Origin of the sequence: Streptomyces clavuligerus (genome assembly GCF_005519465.1) — a bacterium.
Lineage (GTDB): Bacteria > Actinomycetota > Actinomycetes > Streptomycetales > Streptomycetaceae > Streptomyces > Streptomyces clavuligerus.
This window is the reverse complement of sequence record NZ_CP027858.1, coordinates 2144843-2161826: the sequence shown is the minus strand read 5'-3', so window position 1 is coordinate 2161826 and position 16984 is coordinate 2144843. Positions and strand designations below refer to the sequence as shown.

11 protein-coding genes are annotated in these 16984 nt (G+C 70.5%); 7 read left to right on the top strand and 4 right to left on the bottom strand.

Features of this window, described 5'->3' with window-relative positions; all coding sequences use genetic code 11:
- Nucleotides 1–157 precede the first annotated feature (157 nt).
- The 3 genes from CRV15_RS08665 (at nucleotide 158) to CRV15_RS08655 (ending at nucleotide 4023) form a co-directional block, all read left to right on the top strand.
- Nucleotides 158–613 (top strand): (deoxy)nucleoside triphosphate pyrophosphohydrolase, encoded by a 456-nt coding sequence (locus CRV15_RS08665; protein ID WP_003955265.1) that lies wholly within the window; start codon nucleotides 158–160, stop codon nucleotides 611–613.
- A gap of 182 nt (nucleotides 614–795) precedes the next feature.
- Entirely contained in the window at nucleotides 796–1224 is a 429-nt protein-coding gene (locus CRV15_RS08660; RefSeq protein WP_003961692.1) for an ATP-binding protein, read from the top strand.
- 147 nt (nucleotides 1225–1371) lie between these two features.
- Entirely contained in the window at nucleotides 1372–4023 is a 2652-nt protein-coding gene (locus CRV15_RS08655; protein WP_003955267.1) for a SpoIIE family protein phosphatase, read from the top strand.
- Nucleotides 4024–4232: 209 nt separating this feature from the next.
- Here the strand turns inward: CRV15_RS08655 and CRV15_RS08650 are convergent, their stop codons facing one another.
- Genes CRV15_RS08650 through CRV15_RS08635 form a run of 4 tightly spaced genes read right to left on the bottom strand, consistent with a single transcriptional unit; the run spans nucleotide 4233 to nucleotide 8108 of the window.
- A complete protein-coding gene (locus CRV15_RS08650; RefSeq protein ID WP_003955268.1) occupies nucleotides 4233–5000 on the bottom strand; it encodes a succinate dehydrogenase/fumarate reductase iron-sulfur subunit in 768 nt (255 codons plus the stop codon).
- Nucleotides 4997–7000: a fumarate reductase/succinate dehydrogenase flavoprotein subunit gene (locus CRV15_RS08645; RefSeq protein ID WP_003961693.1), complete on the bottom strand. Its 2004-nt coding sequence runs from the start codon at nucleotides 6998–7000 to the stop codon at nucleotides 4997–4999. Before CRV15_RS08645 ends, CRV15_RS08650 begins: the two co-directional genes overlap by 4 nt.
- Nucleotides 7000–7821: a hypothetical protein gene (locus CRV15_RS08640; protein WP_003955270.1), complete on the bottom strand. Its 822-nt coding sequence runs from the start codon at nucleotides 7819–7821 to the stop codon at nucleotides 7000–7002. The genes CRV15_RS08645 and CRV15_RS08640 overlap by 1 nt, the downstream gene beginning before the upstream one ends.
- Before the next feature lie 38 nt (nucleotides 7822–7859).
- Nucleotides 7860–8108, bottom strand: a complete 249-nt coding sequence (locus tag CRV15_RS08635; RefSeq protein WP_003955271.1) for a hypothetical protein — start codon at nucleotides 8106–8108, stop codon at nucleotides 7860–7862.
- Between the two features lie 338 nt (nucleotides 8109–8446).
- Between CRV15_RS08635 and CRV15_RS08630 the strand changes: the two genes are divergently transcribed.
- The 4 genes from CRV15_RS08630 (at nucleotide 8447) to CRV15_RS08610 (ending at nucleotide 16981) form a co-directional block, all read left to right on the top strand.
- Nucleotides 8447–10858 (top strand): ABC transporter family substrate-binding protein, encoded by a 2412-nt coding sequence (locus tag CRV15_RS08630; RefSeq protein ID WP_003961694.1) that lies wholly within the window; start codon nucleotides 8447–8449, stop codon nucleotides 10856–10858.
- A 396-nt stretch (nucleotides 10859–11254) separates the two neighbouring features.
- On the top strand, nucleotides 11255–13156 hold the full coding sequence (gene typA / locus CRV15_RS08625; protein ID WP_003955273.1) for a translational GTPase TypA: 1902 nt from the start codon (nucleotides 11255–11257) through the stop codon (nucleotides 13154–13156).
- A gap of 894 nt (nucleotides 13157–14050) precedes the next feature.
- Complete coding sequence (locus tag CRV15_RS08615) at nucleotides 14051–15088, top strand: ABC transporter permease (RefSeq protein ID WP_003955274.1); 1038 nt, start codon at nucleotides 14051–14053, stop codon at nucleotides 15086–15088.
- A gap of 99 nt (nucleotides 15089–15187) precedes the next feature.
- A complete protein-coding gene (locus CRV15_RS08610; protein ID WP_003955275.1) occupies nucleotides 15188–16981 on the top strand; it encodes an ABC transporter substrate-binding protein in 1794 nt (597 codons plus the stop codon).
- The last annotated feature ends 3 nt before the right edge of the window (nucleotides 16982–16984 follow it).

Sequence of the window (16984 nt, the reverse complement as noted above, 5' to 3'; positions counted from 1 at the left end):
GTTCCGCCCCGCCGCGCCACCCGCCGTGCCAACCGCCGTGGGGCACCGTCCCGCGCCGGTCGCGGCCGCTCGCCCGGCCCCGTCCCCGCGCGCGGATTCCGCCTCCGCGCGGGAGGCGGCGGTGGCCCCGCCGGGCGGGCGCAGTACGCTCCGGCGCATGACCGAACGTGTGGTGGTGGCCGGAGCCGTGTACGACCGGGGGCGGCTGCTGGCCGCGCGCCGCAGCGCCCCCGAGGAGCTGGCGGGCCGCTGGGAGCTGCCCGGAGGCAAGCTGGAGCCGGGGGAGCGCCCGGAGGAAGCCCTCGTCCGCGAGCTGCGCGAGGAGCTGGGCGTCGAGACGGAGCCCCTGGCCCGCATCCCCGGCTCCTGGCCCCTGAAACCGGGATATGTGCTCCAGGTGTGGACCGCCCGGCTGGTCTCCGGCGAGCCCCGGCCGCTGGAGGACCACGACGCCCTGCGCTGGCTGGGGCCGGACGAGACCGACACCGTGGACTGGCTCGATCAGGACCGTCCCGCCGTGGCCGAGGCGGCCCGGCTGCTGCGTGACAGCCTGGCGGAGACCCGTCCCGAGGAATCTGGGGAATCACGGGAGTCCCGCAGACCCCCCGAGTGAGATGCGGCGCGGCCGGCCGGGCGGGGCGTGCGCCGTCCACGAGGGCGCGGAGGCCCCGTCCGTACGCCGTTCGCGTCAACCGTGCACCCATGAGGCCGCCGATCGCGATACCCGGAGCCGAATATCGGGTATGTGCTGATTAACCCCCCGAAAAGGGATGTGGTGTGCTGCTGGTCCGGGAAGTGAGCGGTGTGATCGACACCAACGGCGCCCGCGCCGAATGGACTTTTCCCGCCCAGCCCGACGCCGTCCGCGTCGCCCGGCACGCCGTGCGGGACACCCTGCGGGACTGGGGCCTCGACCCGGCGGTCGGCGATATGACCGTTCTGCTGGTCAGCGAGCTGGTGACCAATTCGCTGCGGTACGCCTCCGGGCCCATCGGGGTGCGGATGGCCCTTCCCGGGCCGGGCGACGGCTCGGCGGACGGGGCGGGGGCCCTGCTGGTGGAGGTGTCCGATCCGCTGCCCGACCCGCCCACCGAGCGCACGGCGGCGCCCGACGACGAGGGCGGGCGCGGGCTCCAGCTCGTCGCCGGGTCCGCGCGGCGCTGGGGGACCCGCCGGGGAAGAACGGGGAAGACGGTGTGGTTCGAGCTGGCTCTCACTGGTTAAAAGTGTGAAGAGATAACGATCACTGCTGCGCAGGCGCAAAATGAACGAGACCGTGCTGTGATCGTGAACGCCGTGCGCGCCGCAGCCGTAGTGCTGAATACTGCGGTCATGGCCGGTCCGGTGCGGTGAGCTGGAGGGGACGGTCGCGTGAGCGAGATAACCGGGACGTCGGGCGACGTCGTGTGGCAGAGCTGTCCGCCTGGCTCGATCCATGACTCCATCAGGGTCGCCTCCTTCTCCCTGGGCCCCGATGGTCGGATCGACCGGTGGAGCCGGCGGGCGGCCGAGCTGTTCGGCATCACGGCCGCCGAGGCCCGGGGGAGGGATCTGCTGACGGTCCTGCTCCCGGACGGGCCGGGGCGGCAGGGCGGGCGAACGGCCGCCGATCTCCTTGACGGCAAGGAGTGGACGGGACTCGTCCCGCTGCGGGCGGCCGGGAACGGCGGCGCCCCGGGCATGGCCGAGGTTCTCGTGGTGCCCAGTGAGACGGAGACCGGCGAACGGGCCGCGCTCTGCATCGTGACCGATGTCGGCGCGCTGCGGGGCATGGAGACCGATCTCGCTGCTTCGCAGGCGATTTTCGGTCAATCTCCTTTCGGTTTCCTTCTCTTCGGTACCGATCTGCGGGTGCGCCGTGCCAACCAGCGCGTCGCCGCCGTGTTCGGCGGCACCGCCGAGGAACACCGGGGACGCACCGTCCACGACTACCTCCCCCGCTCCGAGGCCGAACGGATGGACGGCTCGCTGCGGCGGGTGCTGGAGAGCGGCGAGCCCGTGATCGACCTCCAGTTCGTCGGCACCGCCCCCGGCGGCCCCGAGCGCAGGCACTGGTCCGTCAACCTCTACCGGGTGCACGACGCCGCCGGACGGCCCATCGGGGTGGCCGGGGTGGGCCACGACGTGACCCGCCGCCAGGTGGCGGCCCGCGAGGCCGCCAGCGCCCGGCGCAATCTCGCCCTCCTCAACGAGGCCAGCGCCCGCATCGGCAACTCGCTCGACCTGGAGACCACCGCGCGCGAACTGCTCGACGTCGCCGTCCCCGGCTTCTGCGACCTCGCCTCGGTCGACCTCTACCAGTCCCTGCTCACCGGCGACGAGGCGCCGCCCGGACGGTGGGACGCCCCCCGCGCCGAGAGCTACGGCGGCAGCGCCGCGCTCCGCCGGGTCGCCTTCGCCAGCGCCGTGTCCGACGCCCCGCTGATCACCACACCCGGCTGCGGCTCCCGGGGCGGCACCCCCACCGCCGTCGGCGAGGTCCACCGCTACACGGTCAACTCGCCGTGCGCCAACGCCCTGCGCACCGCCCGGGTCCAGGCCATCCCCGGACAGGGCGGCGGCAGCCTGGTGCAGTCCACGCTCGCCGTGCCGATGGTGGCCCACGACAGCGTCGTCGGACTGGTGCAGTTCTCCCGGACCAAGGGCAGCGAGCCCTTCGGGGAACGGGACCGCGCCCTCGCCGTCGAACTCGCCGCGCGCGCCGCCGTCTGCATCGACAACGCCCGGCTCTACCGCAGGGAGCACGAGCGGGCCCTCATCCTCCAGCGCAGCCTGCTCCCCCCGGGCGACCCGGAGGCCGCCGGGCTGGACATCGCCTGCCGCTACCTCCCCGGCAACGCGGCCACCGAGGTCGGCGGCGACTGGTTCGACGTCATCGAACTGCCCGGCCACCGCACCGCCCTCGTCGTCGGCGACGTCATGGGGCGCGGGCTGCGCGCCGCCGTCGCCATGGGCGAGCTGCGCACCGCCGTGCGGACCCTGGCCCTGCTCGACATGGAGCCCGCCGAGGTGCTGTCGGCGCTCGACGAGGTCGCCCGGGGCCTCGGCAGCCCCATCGGCGCCCAGCAGGCGTCCCGGGTCGCCCATAAGTCGCGGGACGCCGACCTCTCCGAGGTCTACCTCGCGACCTGCGTCTACGCCGTCTACGACCCGGTCACCCGCCGCTGCACCTTCGCCAACGCCGGGCATCTGCCGCCCGTCCTGGTGGAGCCGGGACAGGAGGCGCTGCTGCTCGACGTGCCGCCCGGGATGCCGCTCGGCGTCGGGGGCGAGCCCTTCGAGGAGGTCGAGGTGGAGCTGCCCGAGGGCGCGCTGCTCGCCCTCTACACCGATGGCCTCGTCGAATCCCGCCACCATCCGCTGGACGAGGGGCTCAAGGCGTTCCGCTCCGCCCTCACCGGCCCCTCCCGGCCCACCGGCCCGGCCGGTCCCGTGCGGGGCCGCACCGCTCCCGAGCACCCCGCTCCCGAGCCTCCCGCGCTCGGACCCGATCTCTCCCGGTCGCTGGAGGACGTCTGCGACCATGTGCTCACCTCGCTCGACACCCGCCACGGCGAGGACGACATCGCCCTGCTGATGGCCCGGGTACGGGGCCTGCCCGCCGAGGCCGTCGGCGACTGGCTGCTGCCCCGCGAGCCCCGCTCGGTGGGCCGGGCGCGCGAACTGGCCCGTGCCCTGCTGGTCTCCTGGGATCTGGAACCCCTCGTCGACACCGTCGAACTGCTGGTGAGCGAGTTGGTCACCAACGCGCTGCGGTACGGCGAGGGCGAGATCCGGCTGCGGCTGCTGCGCGACCGCACCCTGGTGTGCGAGGTCTGGGACTCCGGTCTGGTGCAGCCGCGCCGCCGCCGCGCCCGCGACACCGACGAGGGCGGCCGGGGGCTCCAGCTCGTCGGACTGCTCAGCGCGGCCTGGGGCTCCCGCCGGACCCCGCGCGGCAAGACCGTCTGGTTCGAACTGGCGCTGCCCGACGGGAACACCCCCACCGAACCGACCGTGGACCAGTTGCTCAGCATGTTCTGACGGATGCGGCGCGGACGGTGCGGACGGGCGCGTCCGAGCGGGTGCCCCGCCCGGCGGGTACGGCGGGCAGGGACAGCGGGTACGGCGGACAGGGACAGGGGGGAGGACCCGCCCCCGCCGCCGTCCCGGCTCGCGGTGCGTGCCCGCGAAGGCGCCCGGCGCGGGCACGCACCATCGGTGGCGGCGATCCGATGGACCGGACGGTGCGCCTACGTCCTGCGCCTGATCTTGTCGCCGAGCCAGACCAGCGGGTCGTACTTACGGTCGACGGCCCGCTCCTTGAGCGGGATCAGCGCATTGTCCGTGATCTTGATGCCCTCGGGGCACACCTCCGTACAACACTTGGTGATGTTGCAGTAGCCGAGCCCGTGCTCCTCCTGCGCCGTCCGTTTGCGGTCGAGACCCGACGCGGCGGCGGCGTCCAGCGGATGCATGTCCAGCTCGGCGACCCGCATCAGAAAACGCGGCCCGGCGAAGGCGGGCTTGTTCTCCTCGTGGTCGCGCACCACATGACAGGTGTCCTGGCACAGGAAGCACTCGATGCACTTCCGGAACTCCTGCGAGCGGTCCACGTCCATCTGCTGCATGCGGTACTCGCCCGGCGCCACCCCCTGCGGCGGTACGAAGGCGGGCACCTCCCGGGCCTTGGTGTAGTTGAACGAGACATCGGTGACCAGGTCCCGCACCACGGGAAAGGCCCGCAGCGGGGTGACCGTGATCGTCTCCGTGCGGGAGAAGACCGACATCCGGGTCATGCACAGCAGCCGGGGCCGCCCGTTGATCTCCGCGCTGCACGAGCCGCACTTGCCCGCCTTGCAGTTCCACCGCACGGCGAGATCGGGCGCCTGGGTGGCCTGGAGCCGATGGATGATGTCGAGGACGACCTCGCCGTCATGGACCTCGACGGAGAAGTCCGCCAGCTCCCCGCCGTCCTGGTCGCCGCGCCACACCCGGAAGCCGGCCTGGTACGAACTCACTCGTAGAGCTCCTCTTCGGGGAGGTACTTGACCAGCTCTTCCTTCTCGAAGAGGGCGAGCAGGTCCGGACGGATGGGATCGGTGGTCCGGCGGACCAGGGAGATCTGGCCCCGGGCGGGATCGGCGGCGGCCTGGGCGCCGCTGGGGTCGGTCAGCCGGCAGTGCAGATGGGCGGAGCGCCAGGACCGGTCCATCGCCGGGAAGTCCTCCCGGGTGTGGCCGCCCCGGCTCTCGGTGCGCTCCAGCGCCGCCCGGGCCACGCACTCGCTGACCAGCAGCATGTTCCGCAGATCCAGGGCGAGGTGCCAGCCGGGGTTGAACTGCCGGTGGCCCTCGACACCGACCCGGCGGGCCCGTACCCGCAGCTCGGCCAGTTTCTTCAGGGCCTGCGCCATCTCGCCCTCGCGGCGGATGATGCCGACGAGGTCGTTCATGGTCTGCTGGAGCTGCTGGTGGAGCGTGTACGGGTTCTCGGTGCCCGCCACCGCGTCGGCCGGGGCGTCATCGGCGAGCCCCCGCGCGGTGCCGTCCGTGTCCGTCCCCCGGCCCGCCCCGCCGGTGGCGGTGCCGGTGTCCGGGTGGAAGGGCCGCAGCGCCTCGGCGGCGGCCCGGTCGATCTGCTCCGCGTCCGCGGTGGGCCGTTCGCCGAGCCCGGCCGCGTGCCCGGCCGCGTGCAGTCCCGCGCGGCGGCCGAAGACCAGCAGGTCGGAGAGGGAGTTGCCGCCGAGCCGGTTGGAGCCGTGCATACCGCCCGCGACCTCGCCCGCGGCGAAGAGCCCCGGCACCGCGAGCGCGGCGGCGGAGTCCGAGTCGACCGCGATCCCGCCCATGACGTAGTGGCAGGTCGGCCCGACCTCCATGGCCTCCGCCGTGATGTCCACGTCCGCCAGCTCCTTGAACTGGTGGTACATGGACGGCAGCCGCCGCCGGATGACCTCGGCGGGCATCCGGGTGGAGACATCGAGGAAGACTCCGCCGTGCGGGGAGCCCCGCCCGGCCTTCACCTCGGCGTTGATCGCGCGGGCGACCTCGTCCCGGGGCAGCAGCTCGGGCGGGCGGCGGTTGTGGTCCGGGTCCTCGTACCAGCGGTCGCCCTCCTCCTCGGTCTGCGCGTACTTCTCCTTGAAGACGTCGGGGACGTAGTCGAACATGAACCGCTTGCCCTCGGAGTTGCGCAGCACCCCGCCGTCCCCGCGCACCGACTCGGTGACGAGGATGCCCTTCACGGACGGCGGCCAGACCATCCCCGTCGGGTGGAACTGCACGAACTCCATGTTGAGCAGCGGGGCCCCGGCGAGGAGCGCGAGGGCGTGGCCGTCTCCGGTGTACTCCCAGGAGTTGGACGTGACCTTGAAGGACTTGCCGATCCCGCCGGTCGCCAGGACCACCGCCGGGGCGTCGATGACGAAGAAACGGCCGGACTCCCGCTCGTAGCAGAAGGTGCCCGCCACCCGCTCCCCGTGCTTGAGGACGCGGGTGACGGTGCACTCCTGGAAGACCTTCAGCCGGGCCTCGTAGTCGCCGAACTCCTCCTTGTCCTGCTGCTGGAGCGAGACGATCTTCTGCTGGAGGGTGCGGATCAGCTCCAGGCCGGTCCGGTCGCCCACATGCGCGAGCCGGGGGTACTCATGGCCGCCGAAGTTCCGCTGGGAGATCCGGCCGTCGGCGGTGCGGTCGAAGAGCGCTCCCCAGGTCTCCAGCTCCCAGACCCGCTCCGGGGCCTCCTGGGCGTGCAGCTCCGCCATCCGCCACTGGTTGAGGAACTTCCCGCCGCGCATGGTGTCCCGGAAGTGGACCTGCCAGTTGTCGCCCGAGTTGACATTGCCCATGGCGGCGGCGATCCCGCCCTCCGCCATCACGGTGTGCGCCTTGCCGAAGAGCGACTTGCAGATGACCGCCGTACGGGCGCCCTGCTCACGGGCCTCGATGGCCGCGCGCAGCCCGGCACCCCCCGCGCCCACCACGACGACGTCCCACTGCTGTCGTTCGAGCTGAGTCATCAGAAGAACCTCGGATCGTCGAAGGCGCCGGACGCGACCAGATAGACATAGAAGTCGGCCGCGGCGACGCTGATCAGCGACGCCCAGGCGAGCTGCATATGGCGCGCGTTGAGCCGGCCCACCCAGGTCCACGCGCGATAGCGCACGGGATGCCGGGAGAAGTGCTTCAGCCGTCCGCCGACGATATGCCGGCAGGAGTGGCAGGAGAGGGTGTACGCCCAGATCAGGACGATGTTCACCAGGAAGACGACCGTACCGAGCCCCATGTGCCCGAACGCGTAGTGCTCGTCGCGGAAGGCCAGCACGGTGTCGTAGGTGAGGATGCCGGCGACCGGGAGCGCCGCGTAGAAGAAGTAGCGGTGGATGTTCTGGAGGATCAGCGGGAAGCGGGTCTCCCCGGTGTACTTCCGGTGCGGCTCGGCGACCGCGCAGGCCGGGGGCGAGGCCCAGAAGCCCCGGTAGTAGGCCTTGCGGTAGTAGTAGCAGGTGAGCCGGAAGCCCAGCGGGAAGATCAGGATCAGCAGCGCGGGGGAGAGGCCCCACCAGCTTCCGACGATCTCCCAGTTGGGGCCGCCCTTCATCGGGACGCAGTTCTCCGCGATGCAGGGCGAGTAGAAGGGCGAGACATAGGGCGCGGCGTAGTAGTCCGCGTTCGAGAAGGCCCGCCAGGTCGAATAGATGATGAAAGCGAGCAGTCCGCCCGCTGTCAGCGCCGGGGCCAGCCACCACCGGTCCGTCCGCAGATGGCGGGGACCGATGGTGGCGCGGGTCGCGCCGTGTACGCCGCTGTCGAGTTGGGGTCGTTCGGTGCCAGTGGCCAACGAGGTCTCCTAGAAGCCGCCCTCGGGGCGGGTCCGATTCAGGGAGCGTGCCGGTCGCGGACGCCCAGACCTTCGTCGTCCGAGTCCGTCCACAGGGCGTGGTTGTACGGAACGTCGGGGATGGTGACCAGTTCCGTGCGCTCCGGTGGTCTGCGCCCGGCGGCCGAGCCGTTCGTCCGGCCGCCCGCGCCACGAAGCCGGTCGACGGTTCTCTCCAGCTGCCCGACGCGCTGGACCAGTTCGTCCACACGGTGCCGGAGCACGGCCAGGTCGTCCTGCTGGGACATGATGTGCCCTCACTTCCGCAGGGTGCGGGTGACGTCGCTCATGCGCCTGCGAGTGTCGCGCCTCACATCCCCCTTGGGAAGGGGATGCGCGGGATTCCCTCCGGACTCCCGGGCCCCTCGACGCACGCACAGGGATCGCCCCCGACAGGTTCTGCCTTCGTGGCTTCATTTTCTCCATTTTTGTCAGAGCGTGTACCGCTCGTCACTGCGCTGACCGGGTGACTTTGGGCGAGGAGAGCGCCGTGTCGGCGGGGGCGGCGGCTTGTGGTCCCGTTCAGTGGCCGGACATAGGTGTGATCATCCCAAAATCGGTGAAACAGGATGAAGAGGTAGAGACCATGCCCCAGCTCGACGAGCCACACGGGAGGGCCCAGGACCTCCGCGCGCACCGGGACCGCCGGGCCTCCCGGGTGCTGCGCTCCGCCGCGCTGCTCGCCGGCGGGGCACTCGTGCTGCCCGCGCTGTCGGGCTGCACCGCGGACGACTCCGCCGGCCGGGCCACCGCGCAGGACATCGCCGCGGACAAACGGGACAGGGTCGCCGACGGGGGCACCCTCCGCTGGGCGGTCGACGCGGTGCCCACCACCCTCAACACCTTCCAGGCCGACGCCGACGCCGCCACCGCCAAGGTCGCCCAGGCCGCGCTGCCCGCCCTCTTCACCCTGGACGTCCAGGGGCGCCCCCAGCGCAACCCCGACTTCCTGGAGTCGGCCGCCGTCGTCGAGCGCGAACCCAAGCAGGTGGTGCTCTACAAGATCAACCAGAAGGCGGTGTGGAGCGACGGCAAGGAGATCGGGGCGCCCGACTTCGTCGCCCAGTGGCGGGCCCTCAGCGGCCGGGACAGCGCCTTCTGGACCGCCCGCAACGCCGGATACGACCGGATCGAGGAGATCCAGAAGGGCGCCAACGACCTGGAGGTGAAGGTCACCTTCAAGAAGCCCTACGCCGACTGGAAGGCCCTCTTCAGCCCCCTCTACCCGCGGGCGGTGACCGGGACCCCGGCCGCCTTCAACGACGGGGCCCGCACCACGCTCCAGGCCACCGCGGGCCCCTTCCGCCTCGACCGGCTCGACCGCAAGGCCGGTACCGTCGCCCTCGCCCGCAACCCGCGCTGGTGGGGCGAGCCGGCCAAGCTGGACCGGCTGGTCCTCGCCGCCGTCCCCCGCCACCAGCGGGCCGCGGCGCTCGCCTCCGACCGGGTCCAGCTCGCCGAGATCGACCGCACGGTCGCCGAACGGATCGACCTCTCCACCCGGCACCGGGGCCGTATCGTCGCCCCGCCCGCCCACAGCCCCGACGGCGTGCGCATCGCGCCCCGCGCCGCCCACGGCCCCGCCGCCGCACTCACCCCGTCCGGCGCGCTGCGCTCCTGGGCGGTCGCCTACGGCTCCGACGAGGAGGCGGCCGAGGGCGCCAGGGCCGCCCGGGAGCGGACCCGCACCGCGATCGGGAACTACACCGCCGAGCAGGGCAGGCTGCACGGCCTGGTGGTGCGCAGATCGCTGGAGCCCGCCTTCACCCAGCTCGCCCTGAACGGGGAGAGCGGCCCGCTCTCCGACGACCGGGTGCGCCGGGCGGTCGCCCGCGCGCTGGACCGCCGGGAACTCGCCGAGAGCGTGCTGCGACCGCTCGGGCTCCCCGCCGTCCCGCCCGGCAGCCATCTGGCCCTGGCCGGACAGCGCGCGTACACGGACAACAGCGAGGCGCTCGGCGAGCAGAGCGCCCAGGAGGCCCAGGCCCTGCTCGCGGACGCGGGCTGGGTGCCCGGCGGGGCGCTGCGGAAGTCCGCCCCCGCCAAGGCCGGGCCGGAGGACACATCGTCCGAAGAGGGTGAGGAGAGCGAGGACGAGGAGGGCGAGGAGAGCGGGGACGACTCCAAGAACACCGGGGGCGCCCGCGCCGCGTCCTTCCGGAACGCGCCCCCCGCGCTGGTGGCCGCCGTCCGCACCGGGATCGACGCGCCCTCCGACGACGGTCTGTACATCGTCGGTGACCACGCCCCCGCCACCGGCCGCGCCCATGTGCTCGCCCCCGCGCCGGTGACCTTCCAGGAGCTGGCCCTCCAGCCCCGGGCCCGGACCGCGGGCCTCGACCGGGCCCGCGCCGCCGCCCCCGAGGCCCCGGGCGACAACGGAGCGGCCGGGGCGTACGCCCCCGCGGGTACCGCCGCCCCGGTCGCGGCGGGCGGCAGGCTCGGCAAGGACGGCAAGCCCCTGCTGCTCCGCTTCGTCCTGCCCTCCGGCGCGGGCTCGGAGCAGTTGCGGGTGGTCGCCCAGCGGATCGCGGGCATGCTCGACCGCATCGGCGTCGGCACCGAGATCGTGAAGGTCCCGGACGAGGACTACTTCAAGGACCACATCGCCGCCGGACGGTACGACCTGGCCCTCTACTCCTGGCCGGCGACCGCCTTCCCGGCGACCGACGCCCGTCCCATCTACGCCAAGCCCCGCCCCGCCGACGACGGCTCCCTGCTGGTCGAGCAGAACTACACCCGGGTCGGCACGGACTACATCGACCAGCTCTTCGAGCAGGCCGCGGGCGAGCTGGACGAGGACGAGGCCCGGGACCTCGTCCGCCGGGCGGACGCCCGGATCTGGGCGGCGGCGGGCTCGATCCCGCTCTATCAGCGCCCCGAGCTGGTGGCGGTCCGCCCGACCGTGCGCAACGCCGGTGCCTTCGGTCTGGCCACCCCCCGCTACCAGGACATCGGCTTCGCCAAACCGGAGCCGAAGAAGAAGGCCGAGAACTGACCCCGCGGCCCGGGCCCGTATCGAGGCGGCCCGGGCCGTACCCCTCGTACCCCCGGGGCCCGTGACGGCGGGCCCCGGGCCCCGGGCCTCCCCTCGCGCGTCTGACCTGCCCGTTCTTCCTCAGGGCTTCCGAAGAGACCTTCCATAACCTCAGAACAGCCTCAACTCGCTTGCCCGCCGGTGATCCCGGCGGGCAAGATCGTGTCACTCGTTGACCAGAGTTCAGGCACCTTCCCGGGCATCCCCGGGCACCCCCTCTCCAGGACCGGGAGGCCCCCCGCGCGAGGGCCCCGTACCATGGGAGTGAGCCGCGGCGCGTCCGCCCCGGCTGGGCGTACGAGGAAAAGACGCCGCAGCACACGCCGCATCCCACGATCGAGAGAAGCGCCAGCCAGCATGCCCACGCGCCACGACATCCGTAACGTCGCCATCGTCGCCCACGTCGACCATGGCAAGACCACCCTGGTCGACGCCATGCTGAAGCAGGCCGGAGCCTTCGCCGCGCACCAGCAGGTCGACGACCGGGTGATGGACTCGAACGACCTGGAGCGTGAGAAGGGCATCACGATCCTCGCCAAGAACACGGCGGTGAAGTACCACCCCAAGGACGGCGGGGCGCCCATCACGATCAACATCATCGACACCCCCGGCCACGCCGACTTCGGTGGCGAGGTCGAGCGCGGTCTGTCGATGGTCGACGCCGTCGTCCTGCTCGTCGACGCCTCCGAGGGCCCGCTCCCGCAGACCCGCTTCGTCCTGCGCAAGGCCCTCCAGGCCCGGATGCCCGTCATCCTCTGCATCAACAAGACGGACCGCCCGGACTCCCGGATCGACGAGGTCGTCAACGAGACCTACGACCTCTTCCTCGACCTGGACGCCGACGAGGACCAGATCGAGTTCCCGATCGTCTACGCCTGCGCCCGTGACGGCGTCGCCTCGCTGACCAAGCCCGAGGACGGCACCGTCCCGGCCGACAGCGACAGCCTGGAGCCGTTCTTCTCCACCATCCTGGAGCACGTCCCGGCCCCGACGTACGAGGAGGAGGCGCCTCTCCAGGCGCACGTCACCAACCTCGACGCCGACAACTTCCTCGGCCGTATCGCGCTGCTCCGCGTGGAGCAGGGCGAGCTGCGCAAGGGCCAGACGGTCGCCTGGATCAAGCGCGACGGCTCGATCTCCAGCGTCCGCATCACCGAGCTGATGATGACGGAGGCGCTGACCCGCAAGCCCGCCGAGAAGGCCGGCCCGGGTGACATCTGCGCCGTCGCCGGTATCCCCGAGATCATGATCGGCGAGACGCTGGCCGACCCGGAGAACCCGGTCGCGCTGCCGCTGATCACGGTGGACGAGCCCGCGATCTCCATGACCATCGGTACCAACACCTCGCCGCTGGTCGGCCGGGGCGGCACCGGCAAGGGCGCCGAGGCCAAGGCGGCGGTCAAGGACCGCAAGGTCACCGCCCGCCAGGTCAAGGACCGGCTGGAGCGCGAGCTGATCGGCAATGTCTCGCTCCGCGTCCTGGACACCGAGCGCCCGGACGCCTGGGAGGTGCAGGGCCGCGGTGAGCTGGCGCTGGCCATCCTGGTCGAGCAGATGCGCCGTGAGGGCTTCGAGCTGACCATCGGCAAGCCCCAGGTGGTGACCCGGGAGATCGACGGCAAGGTCCACGAGCCGGTCGAGCGCATGACCATCGACGTCCCCGAGGAGCACATGGGCGCCGTCACCCAGCTCATGGGCGTCCGCAAGGGCCGCATGGACAATATGTCCAACCATGGCTCGGGCTGGGTCCGGATGGAGTTCGTCGTGCCCTCCCGCGGTCTGATCGGCTTCCGTACGGAGTTCCTGACCAACACCCGCGGCACCGGTATCGCCCACTCCATCCACGAGGGCCACGAGCCCTGGTTCGGCACGCTGACCACGCGGAACAACGGTTCGCTCGTCGCCGACCGGTCCGGCGCGGTCACCGCCTTCGCGATGACCAACCTCCAGGAGCGCGGTGTGCTCTTCGTGGACCCGGGCACCGAGGTCTACGAGGGCATGATCGTCGGTGAGAACTCCCGCTCCGACGACATGGACGTGAACATCACCAAGGAGAAGAAGCTCACCAACATGCGCTCCTCCTCCGCCGACTCCTTCGAGGCGATCGTGCCGCCGCGCAAGCTCTCGCTGGAGCAGTCGCTGGAGTTCTGCCGCGACGACGAGTGCGTCGAGGTGACCCCGGAGGCCGTCCGCATCCGCAAGGTGAACCTGGACGCGCGCGAGCGCGCCCGCGCCGCCTCCCGCGCCAAGCACGGCTGAGCGGGGCCGGGCCGCCGCCCGAGCCCGCCCCCTGAGCTCGCGGGCGCCCCGTCGGCGCCCCATGGCTGAAAAACGGCCCGGCCGTCCCCCCCTTGTACGGGGGGACGGCCGGGCCGTTCGCGTCTGTCGGCACCGGGGCGGGCTTCCCAGGGAGGAACCGTGATCCGGCGGCGGAAGTCAAGAGGTTTCCCTAGCCCAAGTCAAGAGGTTTTCCTAGCCCATCTGTCCGACTATCGGGCGTAGCTCACCGGAAACCTGTATTAACAGTCCGTTTCGGGGGTGTCTGTCTGCGATCCCTTTGTCCGAATTTTGGAGGAGGGGGCTCTGCTGATGTTGCCAAAACGAGATGCTTTAAGTGTGGTTTACAGCCCGAACTTACCCAATAGTTGGCTTCACTGAGCTCGGGTCAACGGGTCATGCGCTGTGGGGAGCGCCGACTCACGAGCACACGGGGTACACAGCTCTTCGCCGTCAGGGGTGTCGGCGGGTGTCATGTGCCCAGCCTTGCAGTGAACACGTGGACTCATGAGGAGGAACCCATGCGCGGTGCCACGAGCGCCAGTGGGGTCGGGTCGTCGCAGATGGCTTGTACGGCCGGTTTCCAGCGCATTCCATCCGGGCCGGCCGCCGACGACGGCCGCCGATCCTGAGCCCCGGTCAACCGCTCGGCTCGCGCTCCTGAGGGTGGATTCAATCCCTATTGACGCGCTTTCCAGCCCATTTGCCCTTGGGTGAACCATCGGCATGAGGCAGTACGGCCATCCCCGCTCCGGCGGTGGCCGACAGGGGGGAACGTCATACGGCAGGACTGACGGCACACGTGCATCCACGTCGCCCGTCTCCCCCGTCGTACGCAGGACCGCGGGTCACCCGACACCCGTGAATGGACACATCATGACCAGTCCAATCGAGACCGAGGCCACGGACGCCTCTGTCGCCTTGGACAAGAAGAACGCGACCAAGAACGACGCCGCCGACGGCCCGTCCCACACCGGGCGCTCGCCCGGCCAGTTGATGTGGGCGCGCTTCAAGCGCGACAAGGTCGGCATGACGGCGGCCGGCGTCGTGATCTTCTTCTATCTGATCGCGGCCCTCGCGCCGCTGATCTCCAAGATCTACGGCAAGGACCCCTACACGCTGTACCCCAACGAGCCGGGGTACGAGGACATCCTCGACGACTTCTCGCTGCCGGTCGGCACCTTCGGCGGCGTCTCCGGGGACTTCTGGTTCGGCGTGGAGCCCAAGCTGGGCCGTGATGTGTTCACCATGCTGCTCTACGGCATGCGCACCTCGCTCTACATGGCGCTCGTCATCACCTTCCTGTGTGTGCTCACCGGTGTGCTCATCGGTATGGTCGGCGGCTACTTCGGCGGCAAGGCGGACTACTGGCTCGGCCGGGTCACGGACTTCTTCCTGGCCTTCCCGAACCAGCTCTTCTTCATCGCCTTCATGCCGGTCGTCACGGCGCTCTTCGTCTCGCCGACCGACGAGACCCCCACCTATCTGCGGGCCGTCTCCATCATCCTCGTGATGTGGTTCCTGGGCTGGATGTCCATGGCCCGTCTGGTGCGCAGCTCCGTCCTCTCCCTGCGGGAGCGGGAGTTCGTGGAGGCGGCGAAGGTCTCGGGCGCCTCGCGCTGGCGGATCGTCCGCAAGGAGATCCTGCCCAACATCGTCACGCCGATCCTGGTCCAGGGCACCTACACCCTGCCCAGCTCCATCCTGACGATCGCCTTCCTCTCCTATGTCGGCGTGGGCTTCGTGGAGCCCACCCCCGACTGGGGCCGGATGTTCGCCATCGGTGCCGAGACCTATGAGCAGAACCCCGCGTTCATGTTCTTCCCCGGCGTCGCCATGGTGGTCTTCGTTCTCGCCTTCAACCTCCTCGGCGACGCGGTACGGGACGCTTTCGACCCCAAGACCGGACGGTGACGTCCTAGGGCGGGGGTGTGGCTGCCGCCCCCGCGCCGGGCAACCGGACGGTCAGGCAGCGCTTGATATTCACTACGGACAGGTAGGTGCAACGAGCACATGAAGCCCCTTCGCTCACGCTCCGTGCGTGCCATAGTCGTCGCTGCCGCGGCCGGCTCTCTGGCTCTGACGGGCTGCTCCAGCAACGACAGCAAGGCGAAAGACGAGTCGAAGTCCCAGGAGGACGCTCAGCTCCAGTCGAAGCCGGTGCAGTATGTCGACGCCGCAGGCTCCAACGGCCCGGCCGAGGCGATCCCCGGCGCCAAGAGCGGCGGAACGATCAATGTCTTCATGGAATCCGATCTGTCCCACATGGACCCGGGTCAGATCTATGTCAGCGACGCGGGCCAGTTCTCGAACCTGGTCCACCGCGGTCTGACCAACTTCAAGGAGGACAAGGACGGCAACCTCACCATCGTCGGTGACGTTGCCACCGACTCCGGGAAGGCGTCGCCGGACAAGAAGACCTGGACCTTCACCCTGAAGGACGGGGTCAAGGACCAGAACGGCGACCCGATCACGTCCGCGGACGTCCGCCACACCATCGAGCGGATGTACGCGAAGTTCATCGCGGACGGTCCGTCGTACATCCAGAGCTGGCTCTCGGGCAAGGACTACCGCAAGGCCCTGCCGGACGGCCCGTACAAGGGCAAGGGCCTCCCGGACAGCGTGCTGGCGACCCCGGACGCGAAGACCGTCGTCTTCAAGTTCAAGCAGCCCCAGCCCGACCTGCCGCAGGCGCTGGCCATGCCCGGTTACTCCATCGTGCCCAAGAAGGCGGACACGAAGGAGAAGTACGACAAGGCCCCCGTCGCGCTCGGCCCCTACAAGATCGCCGACTACAAGCCGGGCAAGTCGATCAAGCTGGTCAAGAACGACCAGTGGGACGCCAAGACCGACGCCGTGCGCCACCAGTACCCCGACGGCTTCGACTTCACCCTCACCATCGACCAGTCGAGCCAGACCAAGCGTCTGATCGCCGACCAGGGCGACGCGAAGAACGCGATCCAGTTCACGGACTCGGTCGACCCGGCGATGATCCGCGACGTCATCACCAAGCCCGAGGTGAACAAGCGCAGCGTCAAGGGCTTCCAGCCCTACGTCTGGCAGCTCACCTTCAACTTGGACAAGATGAAGGACAAGAAGGTCCGCGACGCCATCACGTACGCGATCCCGGCCAAGCAGATGATCGCCGCGGACGGCGGCAAGTACGGTGGCGAGGCCGCCGGCGGTCTGATGGGCCCGACGCTGCCCGGCTTCGACGCCTCGTACGACCCGTACGAGAAGCTGAAGTTCCCGAACGGCAACCTGGAGAAGGCCAAGGAGCTGCTGAAGGAGGCCGGTGTCAAGCCCGGCACCAAGCTCACCTACGCCCACTCCAACACGCCGCGCGGCCAGCAGCAGGCCGTGATCATCGCGAAGATGCTGGAGAAGATCGGCTTTGACCCGCAGGTCAAGGAGATCGACCGCGCCACCTACTACACGCAGGTCGGCGTCGTGAAGAACTCCTACGACCTGTACATGACCGGCTGGGGCCAGGACTGGCCGTCCCCGTCCACCGTCATCACCCCCGTCTACGACGGCAAGCTGATCTACGACGGCGCCTCGAACTACTCGCACATCAACGACGAGCAGGTCAACCAGGGCATCGAAGACGCTCTGGCCCTCGACCCGACCGCGGCGCTCCCGAAGTGGAAGGAAGTCCACAAGCGGATCGTCGAGGAGATCAACCCGGCCGCCCCGGTCTACTACTCCAAGCAGATCCAGCTCTCCGGCTCCAACGTGGGCGGCGTCCGGTACAGCACCGAGTCGAGCTACATCGACATCAACAACCTGTACCTGAAGCAGCCGTAAGAC